The sequence below is a fragment of the Filimonas zeae genome (assembly GCF_014641615.1).
In the GTDB taxonomy this organism is placed as follows: Bacteria; Bacteroidota; Bacteroidia; order Chitinophagales; family Chitinophagaceae; genus Filimonas; species Filimonas zeae.
Genome location: NZ_BMIB01000001.1, coordinates 731923 through 748456, shown reverse-complemented (window position 1 = coordinate 748456; position 16534 = coordinate 731923). Strand labels below are relative to the sequence as shown.

The following is a 16534-nucleotide window of genomic DNA, read 5'->3' as shown; positions in this document are numbered from 1 at the left end:
TCATTTTCAGTTTAGAGGCCGCAAAAGTGCATTTTTTCTGTTCAAAAAGAATATTATATTTCCGTATATTAGTTGTATGCCTTTATCCCTAAAATTCCTGATCAGTATTTGTCTGACCATTTTTCCTGTGGCAGCGGCACAGGCCCAAATAACCACTCCCCATTCTTACCCCACCGGTTCCAAAGACGCGTGGGAGCTATCTGTACATTCAGGCTATGCTATTACCACAGGAGATATAGATGCACGGGCGGGATGGGGTCCTGGCCTGGCAGCACGCAAAGCCATCAATCATACCTTTTCCGTTCGTGCGGGTTATACCGGCTCTTTTCAGTATGGGCTTGATTACAGGCCACGAACTACACCTGCAGGCAGCTGGTATGTGGCTAACTACCGTAATGCCATGCACCAGGGCAGCCTGGATATTATTGCATCCGCGCTAACCGCAGGCAACTACCGGCAAAACTCCCGCACCAGCCTATATGCATTTGCCGGTTATGGTATTATTATAGCAGATATTGACCAGGACGTTACCCTTAGCGGCAACCCGGTATCACCGGTAGTATTTAACTACAACCGATCGCGAAAAGCCATTAAAGCAGATTTGAAAGCAATGATGCAAGGATTTCATACCAATGCATCCATCCCCAACGGAAACCGCGAAGGTATAGGCCGTTATCACAACAACCAGTTGCTAAGGCACGCGGTAAGAATGGGCGCAGGTATTGCTTTCCGGCTCAACAGCAGGCTCTCCTTAGGTGCAGAACAGGAGTTTACCCTCCCCTTTTCTGACGACATAGATGGTGTAAATGCCGGCAGCAGCAACGATGTATTCAGTTACACTTCGTTAAGACTCGGTATTTCTTCAGGCAACCGACTGCGAAAAACAGCCCCACTCTGGTGGCTAAACCTAAACAACTATATTTATCAGGAGCTGAACGTATCCAAACATATGCAGCTTACGCCACCAGTGCTTCCTGATGCAGACGGTGATGGCATAACGGACCTGTTTGACCTGGAACCCAATACGCCGGCAGGTTCAAAAGTGGATATGCGTGGCGCGGCAATGGACACAGACGGGGATGGCGTACCTGACGACAGGGATAAAGAAGTGCTTACGCACATGATGTGCTTTCCTGTAAATAGTTCAGGCCAGGGAAATTGTCCGGAACCACCCTGCTGCCGGGACCTGACAAGAGGTTGCGGGTATGACCGGCCCTTACACCATCGTCTATGCAGCATTGATACAGTTCCGGATATATTTTTTTCTAAAAACAGTTTCACCTTAACAACTCAGACACGAGATCAGCTGGTAAATCTGGCAGATCAAATAAATGCCTGCCCCTATTCTATTATACAAATAACCGGGTTTGCCAAGCCATCTACCAAAGCGGGAAAACTTAACCAAAAAAGAATCGATGTAATAATCAGATTCCTTTCAGACAAAATGGGCATATCTGAATCAAGACTACAGACAGGCCATACTTCAACGGGAAATCCCAATAAGATTTCATTGAAAGATATAAATAGAACCAGGTAATAGCAATACCATAAGCCCATTTATCATGTCACTTTATAAGTTTAGCGAGATATACTATCGTATTACAGGAGAATATGAAAATGAGATGCAAATCCTCTTTATTCATCCTGATGCGGATGACCTGTTAATTCATGATCTGAGTTGTTTTATTCTGGTAAACAAACCAGTGCATATATCACTCGAAGGTTTTACTCAATATAAATTACCGAAGAAAGATTATTGCATCCAGCGTCTTTTTTCAAAAGGCTTCAGTGATTATTATGTAGAACTGGAGAATGGCTTCATACACGTCTATTTTGAATTTTCGCACCGGTACGGACAAAAAGTGACAGACTTAAAACTATACTCCGGTGAACCACTTAATAACATGGAAAATATCAAAACAGAAGAACTGCTTGATTTCAGGTTCAGATTACCGGCTATCCTTTTTTAACAATTGCACCATATTTCCAAACACTATATTTATCAGGCTAAAGCATACTTATATAATTAATTGCCAGTACAACCCAAAGCCAACGCAACCATGCAAAACAGATGTTACTTTTCCATGCAAGCTTTTACAGCAACTATATTTCTGTTACTGGTATATATAGCCAGCCTTCCATTTGCAGCAGCACAAACCATAAAAATAACCGGCAGGGTAATCAACAGTATCACGCGGCAGCCGGTAGAAAATGCAACCTTGCGTTCAGGAAAAGCGCATGCCATTACCAATAAAAACGGAGAATTCGTTTTACAGCAGCATACTCAATTGCTTATCCAACAAGGCATCAGTTGTTCCAGCGTAGGCTACCTTACGCAAACCACCTTTTACAAGCATGTAAATACTGCTATTATAATAGAGCTAACAGAAGGTATAAATAATCTGCCCGAAGTGGTGATTAGAAATGAAGCCAACAGTATCATAAAAAAGGCCATTGAGCGCATCCCGGTCAATTATCCTTCCCGGCCGTTTATCATGAACGGTTTGTTGCGCCTGAAGCGGAACCAGGACAACGGCTATATATACCAGAACGATGCTGCGGTTGCCATTTACACGTGGCCCTATAGTAAAAAACGACAGGGAGAAGTAAAGCTGATTGCCAATCAGGCAACCATTAATACGGCTACAGACTACAACCCTTATAGCACAATGGCCTGGAAAACGGTTTACAGCCTGGCGCCTAAATACGATTTTGTGCATAACAGAACAGACTTTGCTGATATAGACCGCCTGCGCCAGTATTCCTATACACTGTTGGGCAAAACCGTGTATGCAAACCATCGTTGCTTTGAAATAGACGTAGCCTCCAAAGCAGGCGCAAAGGGAGTGAACTATGACAAGCTGGAAGGCAGGCTGTATATTGACACTTCGGATTACGCATTTGTAGCAGGCGCTTTTACGTACGTGAATGTAGAACCATTATTATATATTGCCATGGATACAGTACATCTGGAAGTGGAATATCAAAAGGGTAGCCATAGCTGGACCTTGCTATCTGTAAAACGGGATGTACGCTATGCCAAACATCAGAAAATACATTCTACTTCTTCTGCGGAATTTACAACAACCTCTTTGGATACTGTTAACGTGGAAAAGTTCGGCTATAAAGAAGTAATACAAAGCGCCGATGATGTGCAGCAAACCAATGTCACAACAGATTCCACTTTATGGCAAACTTATGTACAACAATTCCGCGAAGCAGAAGCCAATGGCTATATACGCCCTGCAGAACCGGTTAACTCCGATAGCCTGCAAAGGCAAAAAGCCCGGTCTGATTCTGTTGGCAGCGGTAAGCTGGCCACCCTGCTCCGGTTTATTCAAACCAGGTACACTTATGGGGTAGCCCTTGCACATGCACCGCTACAGGTGCATCCTCCTGTAAAGCCGCTTTCAGCATATATGGCGGGCCTTGCTTTCAACATACATCTGTATCGTCCGCTTTATTTTCACCTGACTACCGTATCTAACTTTGGGGTGGGTGGAGCTAATATGAATATGACCACCTACGCGCTGTCTCCACATATCACCGCTAACCGTACAGGCGCACCGTTTTCGGTAAACCCCATAGCAGGCCTTAACACCTTTTCAGTAAAGTATACCGACCCTGCATCCAAAAAATGGAAAGTCAATACCCATCTCTGGTTTATCGGCCTGGAATGCTCGCAGGAAATATCACGAAAGCTGCGGGTGTTTGCTGCAGGCTGGTATCACTTTAGTGCTGGTAACACCCAGGCGTTAAACAACCTTCCCATACAAACACAAAAAATGGCCTGGACCGCAGGCGCCCTTCTTTCCCGGTAACCAGCTTTGGAAGCAATTGACCAGATTTGCCGTAAATTGCCCCACCCTGCCTTAGGGAAAGATGGTATATGAGCAGTATGGCAGACATACCTTACAAAAGCCTGGTGCAGATAAACCGGGAATCGGCCACTCCGGTATTCCGGCAGATAGCCGACCAGTTTATCCATTTTATACAACGGGGTTACCTGATAGCAGATGCCAAACTGCCCGGCACACGAGCGCTGAGCCAGTTACTGGGCGTACACCGCAACACTGTTATTGCTGCCTATGAAGAACTGGAAGTGCAGGGGTGGATTAAAAGCCTGCCCAATAAAGGCACCGTGGTATTACATGGTTTTAACAACCGGCCCCTCAAAATACAAAGCAGTCAGTCAGCAGTCATTAACCAGTATCCGCAACAAACCGGCTTTCATTTTGAACAAACCAACATACTCGATAACCCATTCGAGTTTTCTGGTTGTGAGTATGTACTGAACGATGGAGCGCCTGATATACGTCTGTTGCAGATGGATGATCTTTCGCGCGTATACAGCTCCAACCTCAAACGTAAATCCAACCGGAAAAAACTTACCGGTTATAACCAGGAAGGCAGTGAATACTTCAAAGCCAACCTTTGCAACTACCTCAACCTATCGCGGGGACTGCATATTTCCGGTAAAAATCTGCTCATTACCCGCAGTACGGAAATGAGCGTGTACATAACCTCGCGTATACTGCTTTCAGAAGGCGATCTGGTACTGGTAGCAGACCTCAGCTATTTTTCCATGAACATGATTTTTCAGAAGAATGGCGCGGTGATAAAAACAGTGCCGGTTGACCGGGAAGGCATTGACGTGGAAGCCATAGCTGATATATGCCGCCTGCACCGAGTGCGAATGGTATATATTACCCCGCACCACCACTACCCCACTACCGTTACGCTGAGTGCCGAACGCCGCATACGTCTGCTGCAACTGGCTGCAGAGCAGGGTTTTATTATTCTGGAAGATGATTATGATTACGATTTCCATTATAATAAAAGTCCGGTACTACCACTATGCAGTGCTGATACCGCAGGCATGGTTGTATACACCGGTTCCTTTGGCAAATCGCTGGCACCGGGTTTCAGAACCGGCTTTCTGGTAGCGCCGGAAAACCTGATGGCAGAAATGCGCAAGTATCTGGGTATTATAGACCGGCAGGGGGATATATTGATGGAACAGGCGTTAGGAGAAATGATACAGGAAGGTGAAATTCACCGCTACCTGCGAAAATCGTTAAAGGTATACCAGGAAAGAAGAGATTATTTTGCACAGCTGCTTCAAACACACTTACCTGATGAAGTTACGTTTGAGGTACCAACCGGCGGGCTTGCCTTCTGGCTGGAATGGAACAAACGCCCCAACCTCCTTCAACTGAGTAAACAATGCGCACAGAATAACCTGTTTATGCCCAAAACACTCTTGTATCAGAACCAGCAGCTGGCCGCCATGCGCGTAGGTTTTGGCAGCCTTAGCTTTGAAGAGATGGAAAAAGTAATACACATTCTGCAGAAATCGATAGACCTGTAATATCAGGCTGTTTTGTTATTATTGCATACAACCGGAATTACCGGTACAAAACAACAATAGACATGGCATTCAACTCTGAACTATCTGCGCTGATTAAAGCACGATTTCCGCTGATTTACGTGCTTACCTGGGAAGAGAAACGCTTTATTACCACTGTTCAGAACATGCTGGCAGATACCAGCTTTTTCAGCAAACCCCGGGCTTTATGGGAATGGACCGTTACGGATGGTTTTATTAAAAATGGCCAACCTGAAAAAGCAGATATACGCACACCCGCCCGCGCGTTGGAAATGATAGATACTTTGCCGGAAGATGGCGTATTTATATTAAAAGATCTGTATTCTTTTTTAGCCTTACCGCAGTGCGACCAGGCCGTTATACGCTTATTAAAAGATCTGGTATGGCGTATTAAAAATGGCAACCATTTAAAAACGGTGATTATTACCGGGCACGACAAGTTTATTCCGGATGCACTGCAGAAAGAAGTGCTCATTAAGGAATTTGCTTTGCCAACGCGCGAAGAAATACGGGAAGTACTTTTTACGCTGATTGAACAAAACCGGCAGAACAAAAAACTTCGTTTTGATATTGCAGATGAGCAAACCGTAACCCGCCTTTGCGAAGCCGCCTGCGGCCTTACGTTGAACGAGGCTGAAAATGCTTTTGCTTTATCTATTGTAAAAGACGGCGTGTTGGATGCACAGGACATCAGCACCATTGCAGAAGAAAAAAAGCAGATTATTCAGCGCAACGGTCTATTGGAATTTAGTATTCCTAAACTGAAAATGGAGGATATAGGTGGCCTGGAAAATCTGAAAAAATGGCTGGAGAAACGTACCTCTTCCTGGTCAGAACGTGCGCATAAATACAACCTGCCTGCACCCAGAGGCGTAATGATTACGGGTTTACCCGGCTGTGGCAAAAGCCTTACCGCCAAAACCGTAAGCACCTCCTGGAATGTGCCGTTGCTGCGGCTGGATATGGGTGCCGTATTCAGTGGCCTGGTAGGCAGCAGTGAAAGAAACATGCGCAGCGTAATACAAACCGCTGAGTCTATGGCCCCCTGTGTGCTGTGGATTGATGAAATAGAAAAAGCTTTTTCGGGCGTAGGCTCCTCCGGCGATAGCGGTGTGGCTACCCGCATATTCGGCACCTTTCTTACCTGGATGCAGGAGAAAGAGAAGTTTGTATTCGTGGTGGCTACCGCCAACAATATAGATTCGTTGCCACCGGAACTGCTGCGTAAAGGGCGTTTTGATGAAATATTTTTTGTGGACCTGCCTACACAGGCAGAAAGAAAGATTATCCTGAGCATTCACCTGAAAAAACGCATTACCCATCCGGAAGTAAGCGGCACCACTGTTATAGATGATGCCTTTATCAATACCCTTACCGATAAAACGGAAGGCTTTACAGGTGCCGAAATTGAGCAGGTAGTTATCTCTGCCCTTTTTGAAGCTTTTGCCGAAAACAGAGCTATTACCCTGAACGATTTTATTACTGCCATTGACAACACCGTTCCTTTAATAGTTACACAGGCCGAAAAAATAAGAGCTATACGGGAATGGGCCAATGTAAGGGCCGTATCTGCCACCTCGCTGCACCACAAAGTAGCCGGAGAAATAGATACGGTGCAGGACACTACCACCCCTAAAAAACCGGAGCCGGAACTGATACCCAGAGGCGGCCGAAGTGTTGAATTTTAAAACCATTGTATGAGCATTATTATTTCAGTAATCCCGTTTGTAATATTATCCACTACCGTTGGCAGTGCCCTTGCCACCCCTACAGACACAGACAACGAAGGAGTGATAAGACCTACTAACATACGCAACCAGGCTTTATTGGAAAAAACCCTGGCCAACCTGGGTGCAGGCAATGTATCACGGGGCACCTACCAGCTGGATACTCCCCGGTTTAGCCCCACCATTTCTTTTTTCAAGGCAGATAACGGCACGTTTTCTATTAACGTTACCGGCCTGGTTACAGACGATGAAGTAGACAGATTTGTTTTGCAGTTAACAGAGGAATACGGCCGCGTGGTACAGGATTATGTATACACGCAGTTAAAAGAAAAAGCGGAAGAAAAAGGATTGGTGCTGGCGCAGGAAGCGGTGCAGCAGGATCAGTCTATTGTATTAACCTATCAAATCAACAGCTAATGGCCGGCAATAAGCAGATTATTATAGCTATAGACAAAGACGGATATGTAAAAGCAGAGGTTAGCGGTGTGCCCGGTCCTGACTGCAAAAAATACTTATCGCTGATAGAAGAAATTGTAAACGGAAAGGCAACAGACGAAACCCTTACAGCAGAATACTATCAGCAAAGCACTTCTTCTCAGAACGATCAAACCTCCTTAAACCAACAAAATGGGTAACAGTCTGGTAGCAACATTTTTCGGCATTCTTATAGGCCTTATTCCTGTGGTTAACCTGATAGTGGCTACTGTTATGGCGTTTAACCGTAAACACAAGAGAAGGATACTGCTGCTGGTGGCACTGGTGGTTACTTTCGCCGCCAGTATAGCCAACTCCGATTCAGACACCCATGGCGAAACAACGCCCATGGCCAGCGAACTGGCACTGCAGGTAAACCTGGCTATCGCCAGTACCAGGGCTGACACAAAAGTGGATACGCTGCAACTGGATTCTCTGGTAAAAACAGCATGGCCTAAAATAGCTGCAAATCACGGAAATAATAAAAAGCTGAAAAAGATGCTGCAACATGCAGTGGACCGCGATTTTTCCAGTGAATCGCATGACAAACTGGTTCCTTACCTGAACAGTCTGCACCGGCTGGCCGCACAGAAAGACAGCAGTGTGCAAACAGCGGTACTCAAGGAAACAGAGGATTTTGTATGGCACTACATGTACAAAGAAAGAGAGGAGCCCTTGTGGCCCATCTTTATTGTATTGGCTACTTATATCATGGGTCTGTACTATTGTGTTGTTCTGTTTAAAACCAGAGCTACAGAAAATACAAGCTACACCACCTCAGGCAATCAGCAGCAGGCATTTAGTCAGCCTGCCCCTGCTAACAACCGCAGGCAAACCAATCCACGGCAGCCAGGCCGGCGCCCTGTGCCGGGTGATGACCTTTCTTTGTTTGATACACGCAACCAGAGCACCGAAACGGAAAGTATTTCCGGAGATGACTTCCTGAGCCAGCTGGAAAATAATAACGACATCATCAGCACCACTGTTGCCTCTACAGGTGATCCGATATACATCAACTTTTTAAATGAAGCGCAGCTGGCAGGTATTCCCGGCATCAGCTCTATACAGGCAAAAGCCATTATTCAGCAACGCAACAGCGGCGGCCCTTTTATGCACCGTGATGATTTTGCTGCACGCTCCCGGCTTTCAGATATGGTAATTGACAGAATAGAAAACCAGCTGAACTATAGCGTATCCAGAAACAACAACGGTAGCAACAGCGGCGGCAGGGTGCTGGATATTTAATGAAGCAGCCACTTTATATACACAACTTTATACCGGTTACCGCGGCTGAAGGCCCCGGTAACCGTGCCTGCCTTTGGGTACAGGGTTGCGCCATACGCTGCAAAGGCTGCATGGTACCTCATACCTGGGATAAACACAAGGGCCGTATAGCTGACACTGACCAACTGATACAGCAAATACTGGCTACCCCTGATATTGAAGGATTAACGGTATTAGGCGGTGAACCTATGGACCAGGCAGAAGCCCTGCTACCTTTATTGCAGGCCGTTACCGCACAGGGCCTTTCGCTGATGCTGTTCAGCGGCTATACCCGCGAAACCTTACTGGCATCAGGTGGTGCAGCACAAAAAGCCATTATAGACCTCTGTGATATTTTTGTAGATGGCCCCTATATGCAGGAGTTGACCGATTTTTCACGCCCCTGGGTAGGCTCATCCAATCAACGTATCTTTTTTCAAACACCACGCTATCAGCATCTGGAAAGCCAGCTGAATACCATTAGTAACAAAGTAGAAATACGTATTAACGATGAAGGCACTATTACACTCAATGGAATGTTACCTCAGGAGCAGTTTAACGAACTGCGGGAGTTGCTGAAACACCTGTAAAAGAAAACACCGGCTATTTACCGGTGTTTACATATCTGCGAAAATAACTACACTCTTTCAGTACCTCTTTGTAATAAGCGCTTTGCGCATAATCTGCCTTTAGCGAGCGGAAATATTTACCGGCAGGGGGTAAAGTAGGGTTATCCCAGGTGCCACGTGCACTATCTGGCTGCGTATCCAGCCAGTTATAGTAACCATTTCTTTCGCATTTGGCTGCCATAAAAGTACACCGGGCCCTTTGCTCGTTGTTGGCAGCATTGCGTAAAGCCAGCAGGTAATACTTTTCAGCTATGGCGCAGGAAGTAAGCATGGTACGATATGTTTCCTCCAGCCCGGCTGACTCATAAGAACCACTGATAATAACAGACTCATAAAAATATCGTGCATTACCATGGTGGGTAATATTGTAGTAAGCATTGGCCAGCAGCAGGGCATTGCGGTACACATCCCGTCCGGCCGCTATTTCCGCTTTCATTTTTTTAATATTTGTAGCCAGGCTTAGCGGCGTATACTTTACTTTTTGTGCTGCTTCATGGTCGCAGTCGTGGCAATCGTTCAGCCTGCCATTAAAAGGATTACCTGGCAACTCATACAATGCCTTCTCCCCTGCCTTCTGCATCAGCGCTATAGCCTCATCTGTTTTTTCGGCATACATAGCCAGGGTGGCGCGGTGGTAATACAATGCTTCCACCTTCAGCGGATAATAACGGAGCATGGCCTTTTCGTAGGCTGTTTTTTCTGGTTTGGTTAAAAACCTTTCCATGGCAATTACCCGGTTGGTATCACTATAATACTCCGTTTCGTTGTTAAAGCACAAAGCTTTTACAACATCGCCCTGCTTTTTATAACGGGCAGCCAGTACGCTTGCTACATGACTTACCGCATGGTTAAAGCGCAGGTACTTAACAGTATCTGCCTGATCGCGCAGATTGGCCAGCCAGTTCAGATGCTCTGTTAAACGCCCCTCTGTTTTACTGTCTATCTTTTCTGTCTGCTCAACGTATAGCAGTATGTTCAGCAGCCGGTATTGCGCCGCCAGATAGCGGTTGTTGGCAGGCATTTGCTTTTGCGCTGCATTATAAAACGATGTGGCTTCTTTATAATCACCCTGCATGTAATGCAGGTACCCTGCCCCCAGATTCCATAACCAGGGTTTGGCAGTTTTACCGGCGCGGGCAACGGCATCTATTTTATGAATATCTGTTTTAGCAGTGTCTGCACTGCCCTCCCGGCTATTGATTAAGCGGGTAAGCAACAGATCAGCCTTATCTGTTTTGGGGTCCAGCGCAATTATTTCCTGAATAGCCCGTGCAGCATCGTATTCCATACCCAGCATATGCCACAGTATAATCTTTTCTTCTGTGCTCTTAGCCTGTTGCAGGGTTACGTTCCAATCTTCTTCTTCCTGCGGATGAAAACTCCATTTACTGGGTATTTTCATATCCATAGAATAATTATAACCCAGGCTATACAGGTAATTGGCTACCCCATAATTAGCATGATAGTAATGGTAACCAGCTACATAACCCAGCGTACGGTAATACATAAGGTTTTGTGGAAAAGCATTTTGATACTTGCTGTACAGTACCAGTATTTTACTATCGGGCTTTACCTGATCTTTATTTTCTGCACTGATAACAAAACGATCCTGAAAATAATAATAGCGCACCAGCTGAAACAGCAGACGTTGTTGTATAAATGCATCTTTTTCCTGCTGCAGGGCATTTTTCAATACGCTTTCCAGGGTGGCGTCTACCTTTACCACTGGCTTATCTTCCCAGGCCTCCCATGTATCACGCACCGCAAAACCTTCGCACCTTCTGGCTATGGTAACATAGCTGATGAAATTTTTCAGTTTTTGTACATCGCCCTTAAAACCTGTAACCCCTGCATATGCCGGTGGCAGGGTGGCCAATGTACCGGATAACTTTTTCTGTACCGAATCCAGTCCGCGGCGGCTGGTACCAAAAAGCAACAGCTGTAACGTTTCCCGGGGCAGCTGGTGGTTTAAGTAACCATCCCAATCTTTAACTGTTTCCTGGTTATACCTGGCGTTGTTATCATACTGGTTGGGCGCGTCTTCCCGCGCATCCCTATCGTACCAGGTATTGTCGCTATCGTAAAAAAAGGCACTGTACTGTTTGTCTACAAAATACTCGGGACTGAATACAGAGCTGTCATCAGGTTCGTACCAGGCGCAGGCCCATACAATGCCGGAGGTGAAAGCAGTAGCTGCACTAAAAATAATCAGTAAGGTCCAGGATGTCTTCCACCTGGTATTCTTCCGGGTCAAGCGTGGAAAGTTCATAGTAAATAATGGTTCTTGATTGAAGCGGTGGCAGGTAAGCCGCCAGTTGCCGCGCTGCTTTTTCAGCAATTTCCCTGCCTGTTTCTTCTGCTTTTAAAATATCGTTCTCTTTTATATAAACGCCTGCCATAAAAAAGCTGCTTCGGGCGCGAAAGGCATGTTTTCCCAATGGCTCAAACCGCTGCCGGTTTTCCAGCTGCGCACGCCGGATATTGCTGTACAGCTGAATTACCTTTCCGCTACGGGTATGCACCACCCAGCTGAAAACCGGTAAAGCCACATCTAACGGCAAGGGGTAGCGTGGCAGGCTGGTTAGGTATTTTGCTGCATCAGCCTTGTTATAAATAGAACTGGGCGATTGCACACGGGCGTTCAGATGCCCCATGTTGTAAAACATAAGCACTCCTTTATCTGCCGGAGGCACACCTGTACGCTCCTTATACTTTATCTGATGCAGCCGTATGGTAGTTTGCAGCAACTTACCACTATGCTGGCGCAATGTGCGGAGGTATTGAAAATATTTATCGCGTGTAGTAAGCGTCCAGTCGCAATCTATCTGAATAGCTGTATAATTCAGGTTAGCCCTGGCGGCTATCTGCCGTATTAATGTATCGGTTTGCCGGGCCAGGCTATCTATGCCTGTTGCCGGTAGGTTTTCCAATGTGCGGTTGGTAATAAATACTACGGGCGTAATGTGTAAATGTACTGCCGGTTGTACAAAATGCACAATGGCGTTAGGCATAGCCTGCTTACGCTCTGCATTCCAGTCAACATCAAATAAACGCAGGTATAAACGCTGCCCTGCTGCCTGCTGCAATAAAATTTGCTGCACACTATCTGGCTCAAAAACGGTTTTCCAGTAATAAAATGCGGTGGCAGGTGCATCCTTACGGCTATGGCAACCTGTAGCTGCTGCCAGTAAAACCATGGCCATACAAAAACCAGCAACCCAACATCTATAATACTTACTTATTGCGAACACGCTGCAACATATCCAATATACTGTTACGAATTCTTTCCTTTTCCAGAAAAGCAATCAGATGCCCACGCCCTGGCAACATCTGAATATCCACATGCGGCGAGTTTACCAGCTGTGCCCGTGCAAAATCGGCATTGGTGGTATACACCAGCTGATCATCAGCGCCCTGGAGATAATTTACCGGCACCTGTATATTCTTCCAAAGCGGCAACATTTTTTTAAGTTCATGTGGGTGCGCTATTTTTTCTGCATTGGCAGTTTGTAACATGCGCGGCACCGTCCAGTGAAACAACCAGCCTTCAATCATAGGTGTAAACCAATAGGTTTTCTCCTCTCCCGGTGCCAACGCAGGCGCTATCAGCACCAGCCCATCTACCAGCTGCGGATAATCCATGGTAAGCCGGCAGGCAATAGCGGTTCCATAGCTTGCTGCCACCACTACTACCGGGTGGTGCAGCTGCTGTAAACTATCCAGCACCGGCCGTATAATAGCAGCCTGTTCCTGTATAGAGGTAATGGGTTTGGCCAGCCCTGAGTACCCGTACCCTGCACGGTCTACCGCAATCAGCCGGCCCTGTTGCAGCAATAAACTATCTGTAAGGTACTCGCGGTAATAGGTAGAAGAACTGGGGGCACCGTGAATAAACAACACCGTAGCACCGGTATCCTTACCTGTGGCCAGGTACCGTATATCCCTGTTATGGGTATGGTAATAATTAATGGTCAGTGGCACCTGCTTTCCTTCAAACCACACCTTCGCTTCGGCATCAGACATTCTAAACTGCACCAGCCTGTCAAACACCAGCAGCGTTATAATCAGCAATACCAATAGCACCAGCGGGGTACGTAATGTAATTCTTCCAATCTTCCGGATCATAAACCTCTTTACTGTTTTACAGTGGCGGCCTGTTCAGCCCTACTTTTAATCACCTGCAATATATTATTCTGTATATCCTTCATAATCCACCCCGCCCACCAGCTGGAGTAAAAATTAAACGAGGTAGACAACTTATAATGACTATATAAATGCAGGCGATACGTATTGTTTGCCAGTGGCTGTAATTCATAAGTACCATCCAGCACATCAAAATACTTTCCGCCTACCACAATATGCTCATCCATAGTGGTAGAAGGTATATCGTAAGGGTTGGCCCTGATGGTAAACTGCATAAACCGCTGATGCTGGTACGCAGTTACTTTTTCATCAAACACAAGCCCTTTATCAAAAACGGCCTTTCTAAAGGCGCCTGTTCCTTCATAGTCCAGTTCTGCCTCCAGCGGACGGGGAAAACCCAGCATACGGGTAAACCATCCTTTATCCTCTGCTGCCTCTATTTTTTTAACCCGGGTAACCATACTCCATATCACCGCTTTATCGGCCTTTATTTCAATAGCGGTATCTGCGGTGTAACGGCCAGGTATGCTGGCTATAGCCTGCTCCACAGGAGCCACGGCAAACGGCAGCAAGGCAAAAAACGACATATACATTCTGTCTTTCAGATTCTTTAACCGGATACGTGCCATTACCAGGCCCCCTGCAACAGAAAGCGCTAAAAAGAAAGGCAGTATCATAAGCCAGCAGGCCCAGCCTTCCATAGCCAATGCCAGGGTAAGGAGAAAAAATGCCAGAATGGGTGCTATAGACATCCATATCACAAACCTGCGCTTAGCTATCAGCTTTACATCGCACAGAAATATGGTAAATGCACCAATGCAGAACGGTACGCCTGCTATAAACCCTATGCTCATTACCGTAAATACATTACCCAGCATATCCATAGTAAAAAGCGAATAAAAAACCAGCGCAGCCAGCAGGGCGGCGGCTACTATCCATATAATTTTTCTCAATTTTTCAGGGGCCATAATAAAGTAACAGGTTGAACGTAAATATAACCACTAATACCGGAAACATGTTTAAATTAGCCCATTGCCATAGGGCCCTTAACCGAACTGTAAATATGAAGTTTCTGCTAACAACCTTACTATTGCCAGCTGCAATTGTAGCTGCGCGCGCGCAATCGCACTCCCTTATTGACTCTGTTCTCAACCATCGTGTTATCACCATTCCTGCTTACGAAATACCGGAAACCGGTGCAGAAAATCTGGTATTGACCATGAACTATGGCAAAAGCCAGTTTAACGATACCGCTGGAATAGCCCGGCTGCAAAGCGCACAGATTTTATCGGTAGACCTGCTGTACTCAGACTTTCCCCCGGCGCTGAACCTGAAACCGCTTAATAAAAACCGGCTGCTGGAACTTTGCCGCCTGGTACCGGGTATAGATCAGCAACCGCAGATTAGCTGGAATATTGTACGCCAGACATCCGGCTATGATAAACCCAGCGCAGAAAAGCTGGTACACGGTTTTGTAATTAATTACCGTAGCCCCTATACAGAAGATGCAGCCCGGGAAGAAGCAGCACTGATTACTTCTTTAACACCTGCCCCGCCGCCTGCACCACCAGCACAGCCCGCCCCCAGAATAAACCACTGGGAAGTAATACACCGTACAGGCAACAGAGAACCGGTGATATATAATAACAGGGTAATACGCCAGACTGCCCACTCCCGCAGTTATCTGGCCCCTTACATTAAGCAGTATGATACTGTTATAGCCATCAGCTCTGAAGAAGCCTACCGTAAAAAATTAATGGTACCGCGGGGCAGTAAACTGGTAAAACAAGACTCGCTGTTTTTACTAACCGAACGCCTGGATAAGCCCCCGGCTACACTTTTAGATTCATTGCCCCTGCCCCGCCTGAACGTGGCAGACTCTACGGTACTCAACAGCTTTGCCCGTAATACCTTTACCAATGCGCTGGTTGTTATGGATGTTACCGGTAGTATGTCGCCCTATATAGCGCAGTTGCTACGCTGGCTTTGGCTACAGCAACAGCGGAACAATATTGACTATCTGGTTTGTTTTAACGATGGCGACAAAATGCCGGATAAGAAAAAGATTATTAACCAGACAGGTGGTATTTACGGCGAAAAAGCAGAAAACGCACGGCAGGCCTCGCAACTGGTGCTGAAAACCATGAACAAAGGCAATGGCGGTGGAGATTTGCAGGAGAACGTTTGCGAAGCCATTTTGTATGGCATACGCGAAGCCCCCACCAGCAAAGAAGTAATACTGATTGCAGATAGCTGGGCACCTGTACGCGATACCCCTTTAATAGCATCTATACACCGCCCCATACATATTATGGTATGCGGCAAACGCCTGGGCATACATCCGGATTACATACGGCTGGCCCTGGCTACCGGCGGAAGCCTGCACTTTGAAAAAGAAGACATACCCACCCTGGAACCGTTAAACCGGGGAGAAAAAATGGTGATTAACAAAATAACCTATTACCTGTATAATGGCCGGATTTACAGAGAATTATAATTTTCTGTAAAATAATTTGGCAGGAATAAAAGGAATCCTATATTTGCAACCCGAAACGCACGAAGCACCTGCCAAAAGCGATAAATAAAGGGAGCATAGCTCAGCTGGTTTAGAGCATCTGCCTTACAAGCAGAGGGTCCGCGGTTCGATCCCGTGTGCTCCCACAGAGAAAGCCGCTCATTTGAGCGGCTTTTTAAATATATCGCGTCGACACTAACTTCATTATGAGACAGCGGTTCCGGCATGGTAGAGGTTAGATAAATACCGGATCAAATACCATCTTTATAATATAAATTGTTATTGAGCCCTAAGCAAAGCCTACAAACCAATTCTTGTTTGGAAGAGGGCCTCATATCGTAAATATATTTTAAATTAGTGAGCGTTTCCAATGTTTTATACAGCGTATAGAATT

13 protein-coding genes and 1 tRNA gene are annotated in these 16534 nt (G+C 46.1%); 10 read left to right on the top strand and 4 right to left on the bottom strand.

All coding sequences use genetic code 11. The annotated features are described in order from the left end of the window. Positions 1-76: 76 nt before the first annotated feature. The 8 genes from IEY13_RS03130 to IEY13_RS03095 all read left to right on the top strand — a co-directional run bounded on the left by IEY13_RS03130 (position 77) and on the right by IEY13_RS03095 (position 9443). Positions 77-1537 carry an OmpA family protein gene (locus IEY13_RS03130; protein WP_188950495.1) on the top strand — a complete coding sequence of 487 codons (1461 nt, stop codon included), beginning with the start codon at positions 77-79 and terminating at the stop codon, positions 1535-1537. A gap of 547 nt (positions 1538-2084) precedes the next feature. Then, entirely contained in the window at positions 2085-3821 is a 1737-nt protein-coding gene (locus IEY13_RS03125; protein ID WP_188950494.1) for a hypothetical protein, read from the top strand. 77 nt (positions 3822-3898) lie between these two features. Then, complete coding sequence (locus IEY13_RS03120) at positions 3899-5371, top strand: aminotransferase-like domain-containing protein (RefSeq protein WP_229687698.1); 1473 nt, start codon at positions 3899-3901, stop codon at positions 5369-5371. A 62-nt stretch (positions 5372-5433) separates the two neighbouring features. Then, positions 5434-7077, top strand: coding sequence for an AAA family ATPase (locus tag IEY13_RS03115; protein ID WP_188950492.1), 1644 nt, complete (start codon positions 5434-5436; stop codon positions 7075-7077). 9 nt (positions 7078-7086) lie between these two features. Then, positions 7087-7533 (top strand): hypothetical protein, encoded by a 447-nt coding sequence (locus IEY13_RS03110; protein WP_188950491.1) that lies wholly within the window; start codon positions 7087-7089, stop codon positions 7531-7533. Further along, the gene (locus IEY13_RS03105; RefSeq protein WP_188950490.1) at positions 7533-7751 is read left to right on the top strand and encodes a DUF2997 domain-containing protein; all 219 of its coding nucleotides are present in this window, start codon (positions 7533-7535) and stop codon (positions 7749-7751) included. Before IEY13_RS03110 ends, IEY13_RS03105 begins: the two co-directional genes overlap by 1 nt. Beyond that, positions 7744-8835: a ComEA family DNA-binding protein gene (locus IEY13_RS03100; RefSeq protein ID WP_188950489.1), complete on the top strand. Its 1092-nt coding sequence runs from the start codon at positions 7744-7746 to the stop codon at positions 8833-8835. Before IEY13_RS03105 ends, IEY13_RS03100 begins: the two co-directional genes overlap by 8 nt. Beyond that, the gene (locus IEY13_RS03095) at positions 8835-9443 is read left to right on the top strand and encodes a 4Fe-4S single cluster domain-containing protein (RefSeq protein ID WP_188950488.1); all 609 of its coding nucleotides are present in this window, start codon (positions 8835-8837) and stop codon (positions 9441-9443) included. The genes IEY13_RS03100 and IEY13_RS03095 overlap by 1 nt, the downstream gene beginning before the upstream one ends. A gap of 13 nt (positions 9444-9456) precedes the next feature. Here IEY13_RS03095 and IEY13_RS03090 read toward each other — a convergent pair whose 3' ends face one another. From IEY13_RS03090 to IEY13_RS03075, 4 genes are read right to left on the bottom strand one after another with little or no spacing between them, the layout of a single operon-like run. Next, on the bottom strand, positions 9457-11751 hold the full coding sequence (locus tag IEY13_RS03090) for a tetratricopeptide repeat protein (RefSeq protein ID WP_188950487.1): 2295 nt from the start codon (positions 11749-11751) through the stop codon (positions 9457-9459). Further along, positions 11681-12685, bottom strand: a complete 1005-nt coding sequence (locus tag IEY13_RS03085; RefSeq protein WP_188950486.1) for a hypothetical protein — start codon at positions 12683-12685, stop codon at positions 11681-11683. Before IEY13_RS03085 ends, IEY13_RS03090 begins: the two co-directional genes overlap by 71 nt. A gap of 31 nt (positions 12686-12716) precedes the next feature. Beyond that, complete coding sequence (locus tag IEY13_RS03080) at positions 12717-13607, bottom strand: alpha/beta fold hydrolase (protein WP_188950485.1); 891 nt, start codon at positions 13605-13607, stop codon at positions 12717-12719. 8 nt (positions 13608-13615) lie between these two features. Further along, positions 13616-14593, bottom strand: coding sequence for a hypothetical protein (locus tag IEY13_RS03075; RefSeq protein WP_188950484.1), 978 nt, complete (start codon positions 14591-14593; stop codon positions 13616-13618). Positions 14594-14688: 95 nt separating this feature from the next. Between IEY13_RS03075 and IEY13_RS03070 the strand changes: the two genes are divergently transcribed. Then, positions 14689-16122: a hypothetical protein gene (locus IEY13_RS03070; RefSeq protein ID WP_188950483.1), complete on the top strand. Its 1434-nt coding sequence runs from the start codon at positions 14689-14691 to the stop codon at positions 16120-16122. An 89-nt stretch (positions 16123-16211) separates the two neighbouring features. After that, positions 16212-16286, top strand: a tRNA-Val gene (locus IEY13_RS03065). The last annotated feature ends 248 nt before the right edge of the window (positions 16287-16534 follow it).

Coding starts and splice junctions, on each gene's coding strand:
- IEY13_RS03125 (WP_188950494.1), top strand. CDS start 2,085: ATGCAAGCTTTTACAGCAACTATATTTCTGTTACTGGTATATATAGCC.
- IEY13_RS03110 (WP_188950491.1), top strand. CDS start 7,087: ATGAGCATTATTATTTCAGTAATCCCGTTTGTAATATTATCCACTACC.
- IEY13_RS03130 (WP_188950495.1), top strand. CDS start 77: ATGCCTTTATCCCTAAAATTCCTGATCAGTATTTGTCTGACCATTTTT.
- IEY13_RS03075 (WP_188950484.1), bottom strand. CDS start 14,593: ATGGCCCCTGAAAAATTGAGAAAAATTATATGGATAGTAGCCGCCGCC.
- IEY13_RS03095 (WP_188950488.1), top strand. CDS start 8,835: ATGAAGCAGCCACTTTATATACACAACTTTATACCGGTTACCGCGGCT.
- IEY13_RS03120 (WP_229687698.1), top strand. CDS start 3,899: ATGGCAGACATACCTTACAAAAGCCTGGTGCAGATAAACCGGGAATCG.
- IEY13_RS03100 (WP_188950489.1), top strand. CDS start 7,744: ATGGGTAACAGTCTGGTAGCAACATTTTTCGGCATTCTTATAGGCCTT.
- IEY13_RS03070 (WP_188950483.1), top strand. CDS start 14,689: ATGAAGTTTCTGCTAACAACCTTACTATTGCCAGCTGCAATTGTAGCT.
- IEY13_RS03115 (WP_188950492.1), top strand. CDS start 5,434: ATGGCATTCAACTCTGAACTATCTGCGCTGATTAAAGCACGATTTCCG.
- IEY13_RS03105 (WP_188950490.1), top strand. CDS start 7,533: ATGGCCGGCAATAAGCAGATTATTATAGCTATAGACAAAGACGGATAT.
- IEY13_RS03085 (WP_188950486.1), bottom strand. CDS start 12,685: ATGGCCATGGTTTTACTGGCAGCAGCTACAGGTTGCCATAGCCGTAAG.
- IEY13_RS03080 (WP_188950485.1), bottom strand. CDS start 13,607: ATGATCCGGAAGATTGGAAGAATTACATTACGTACCCCGCTGGTGCTA.
- IEY13_RS03090 (WP_188950487.1), bottom strand. CDS start 11,751: ATGAACTTTCCACGCTTGACCCGGAAGAATACCAGGTGGAAGACATCC.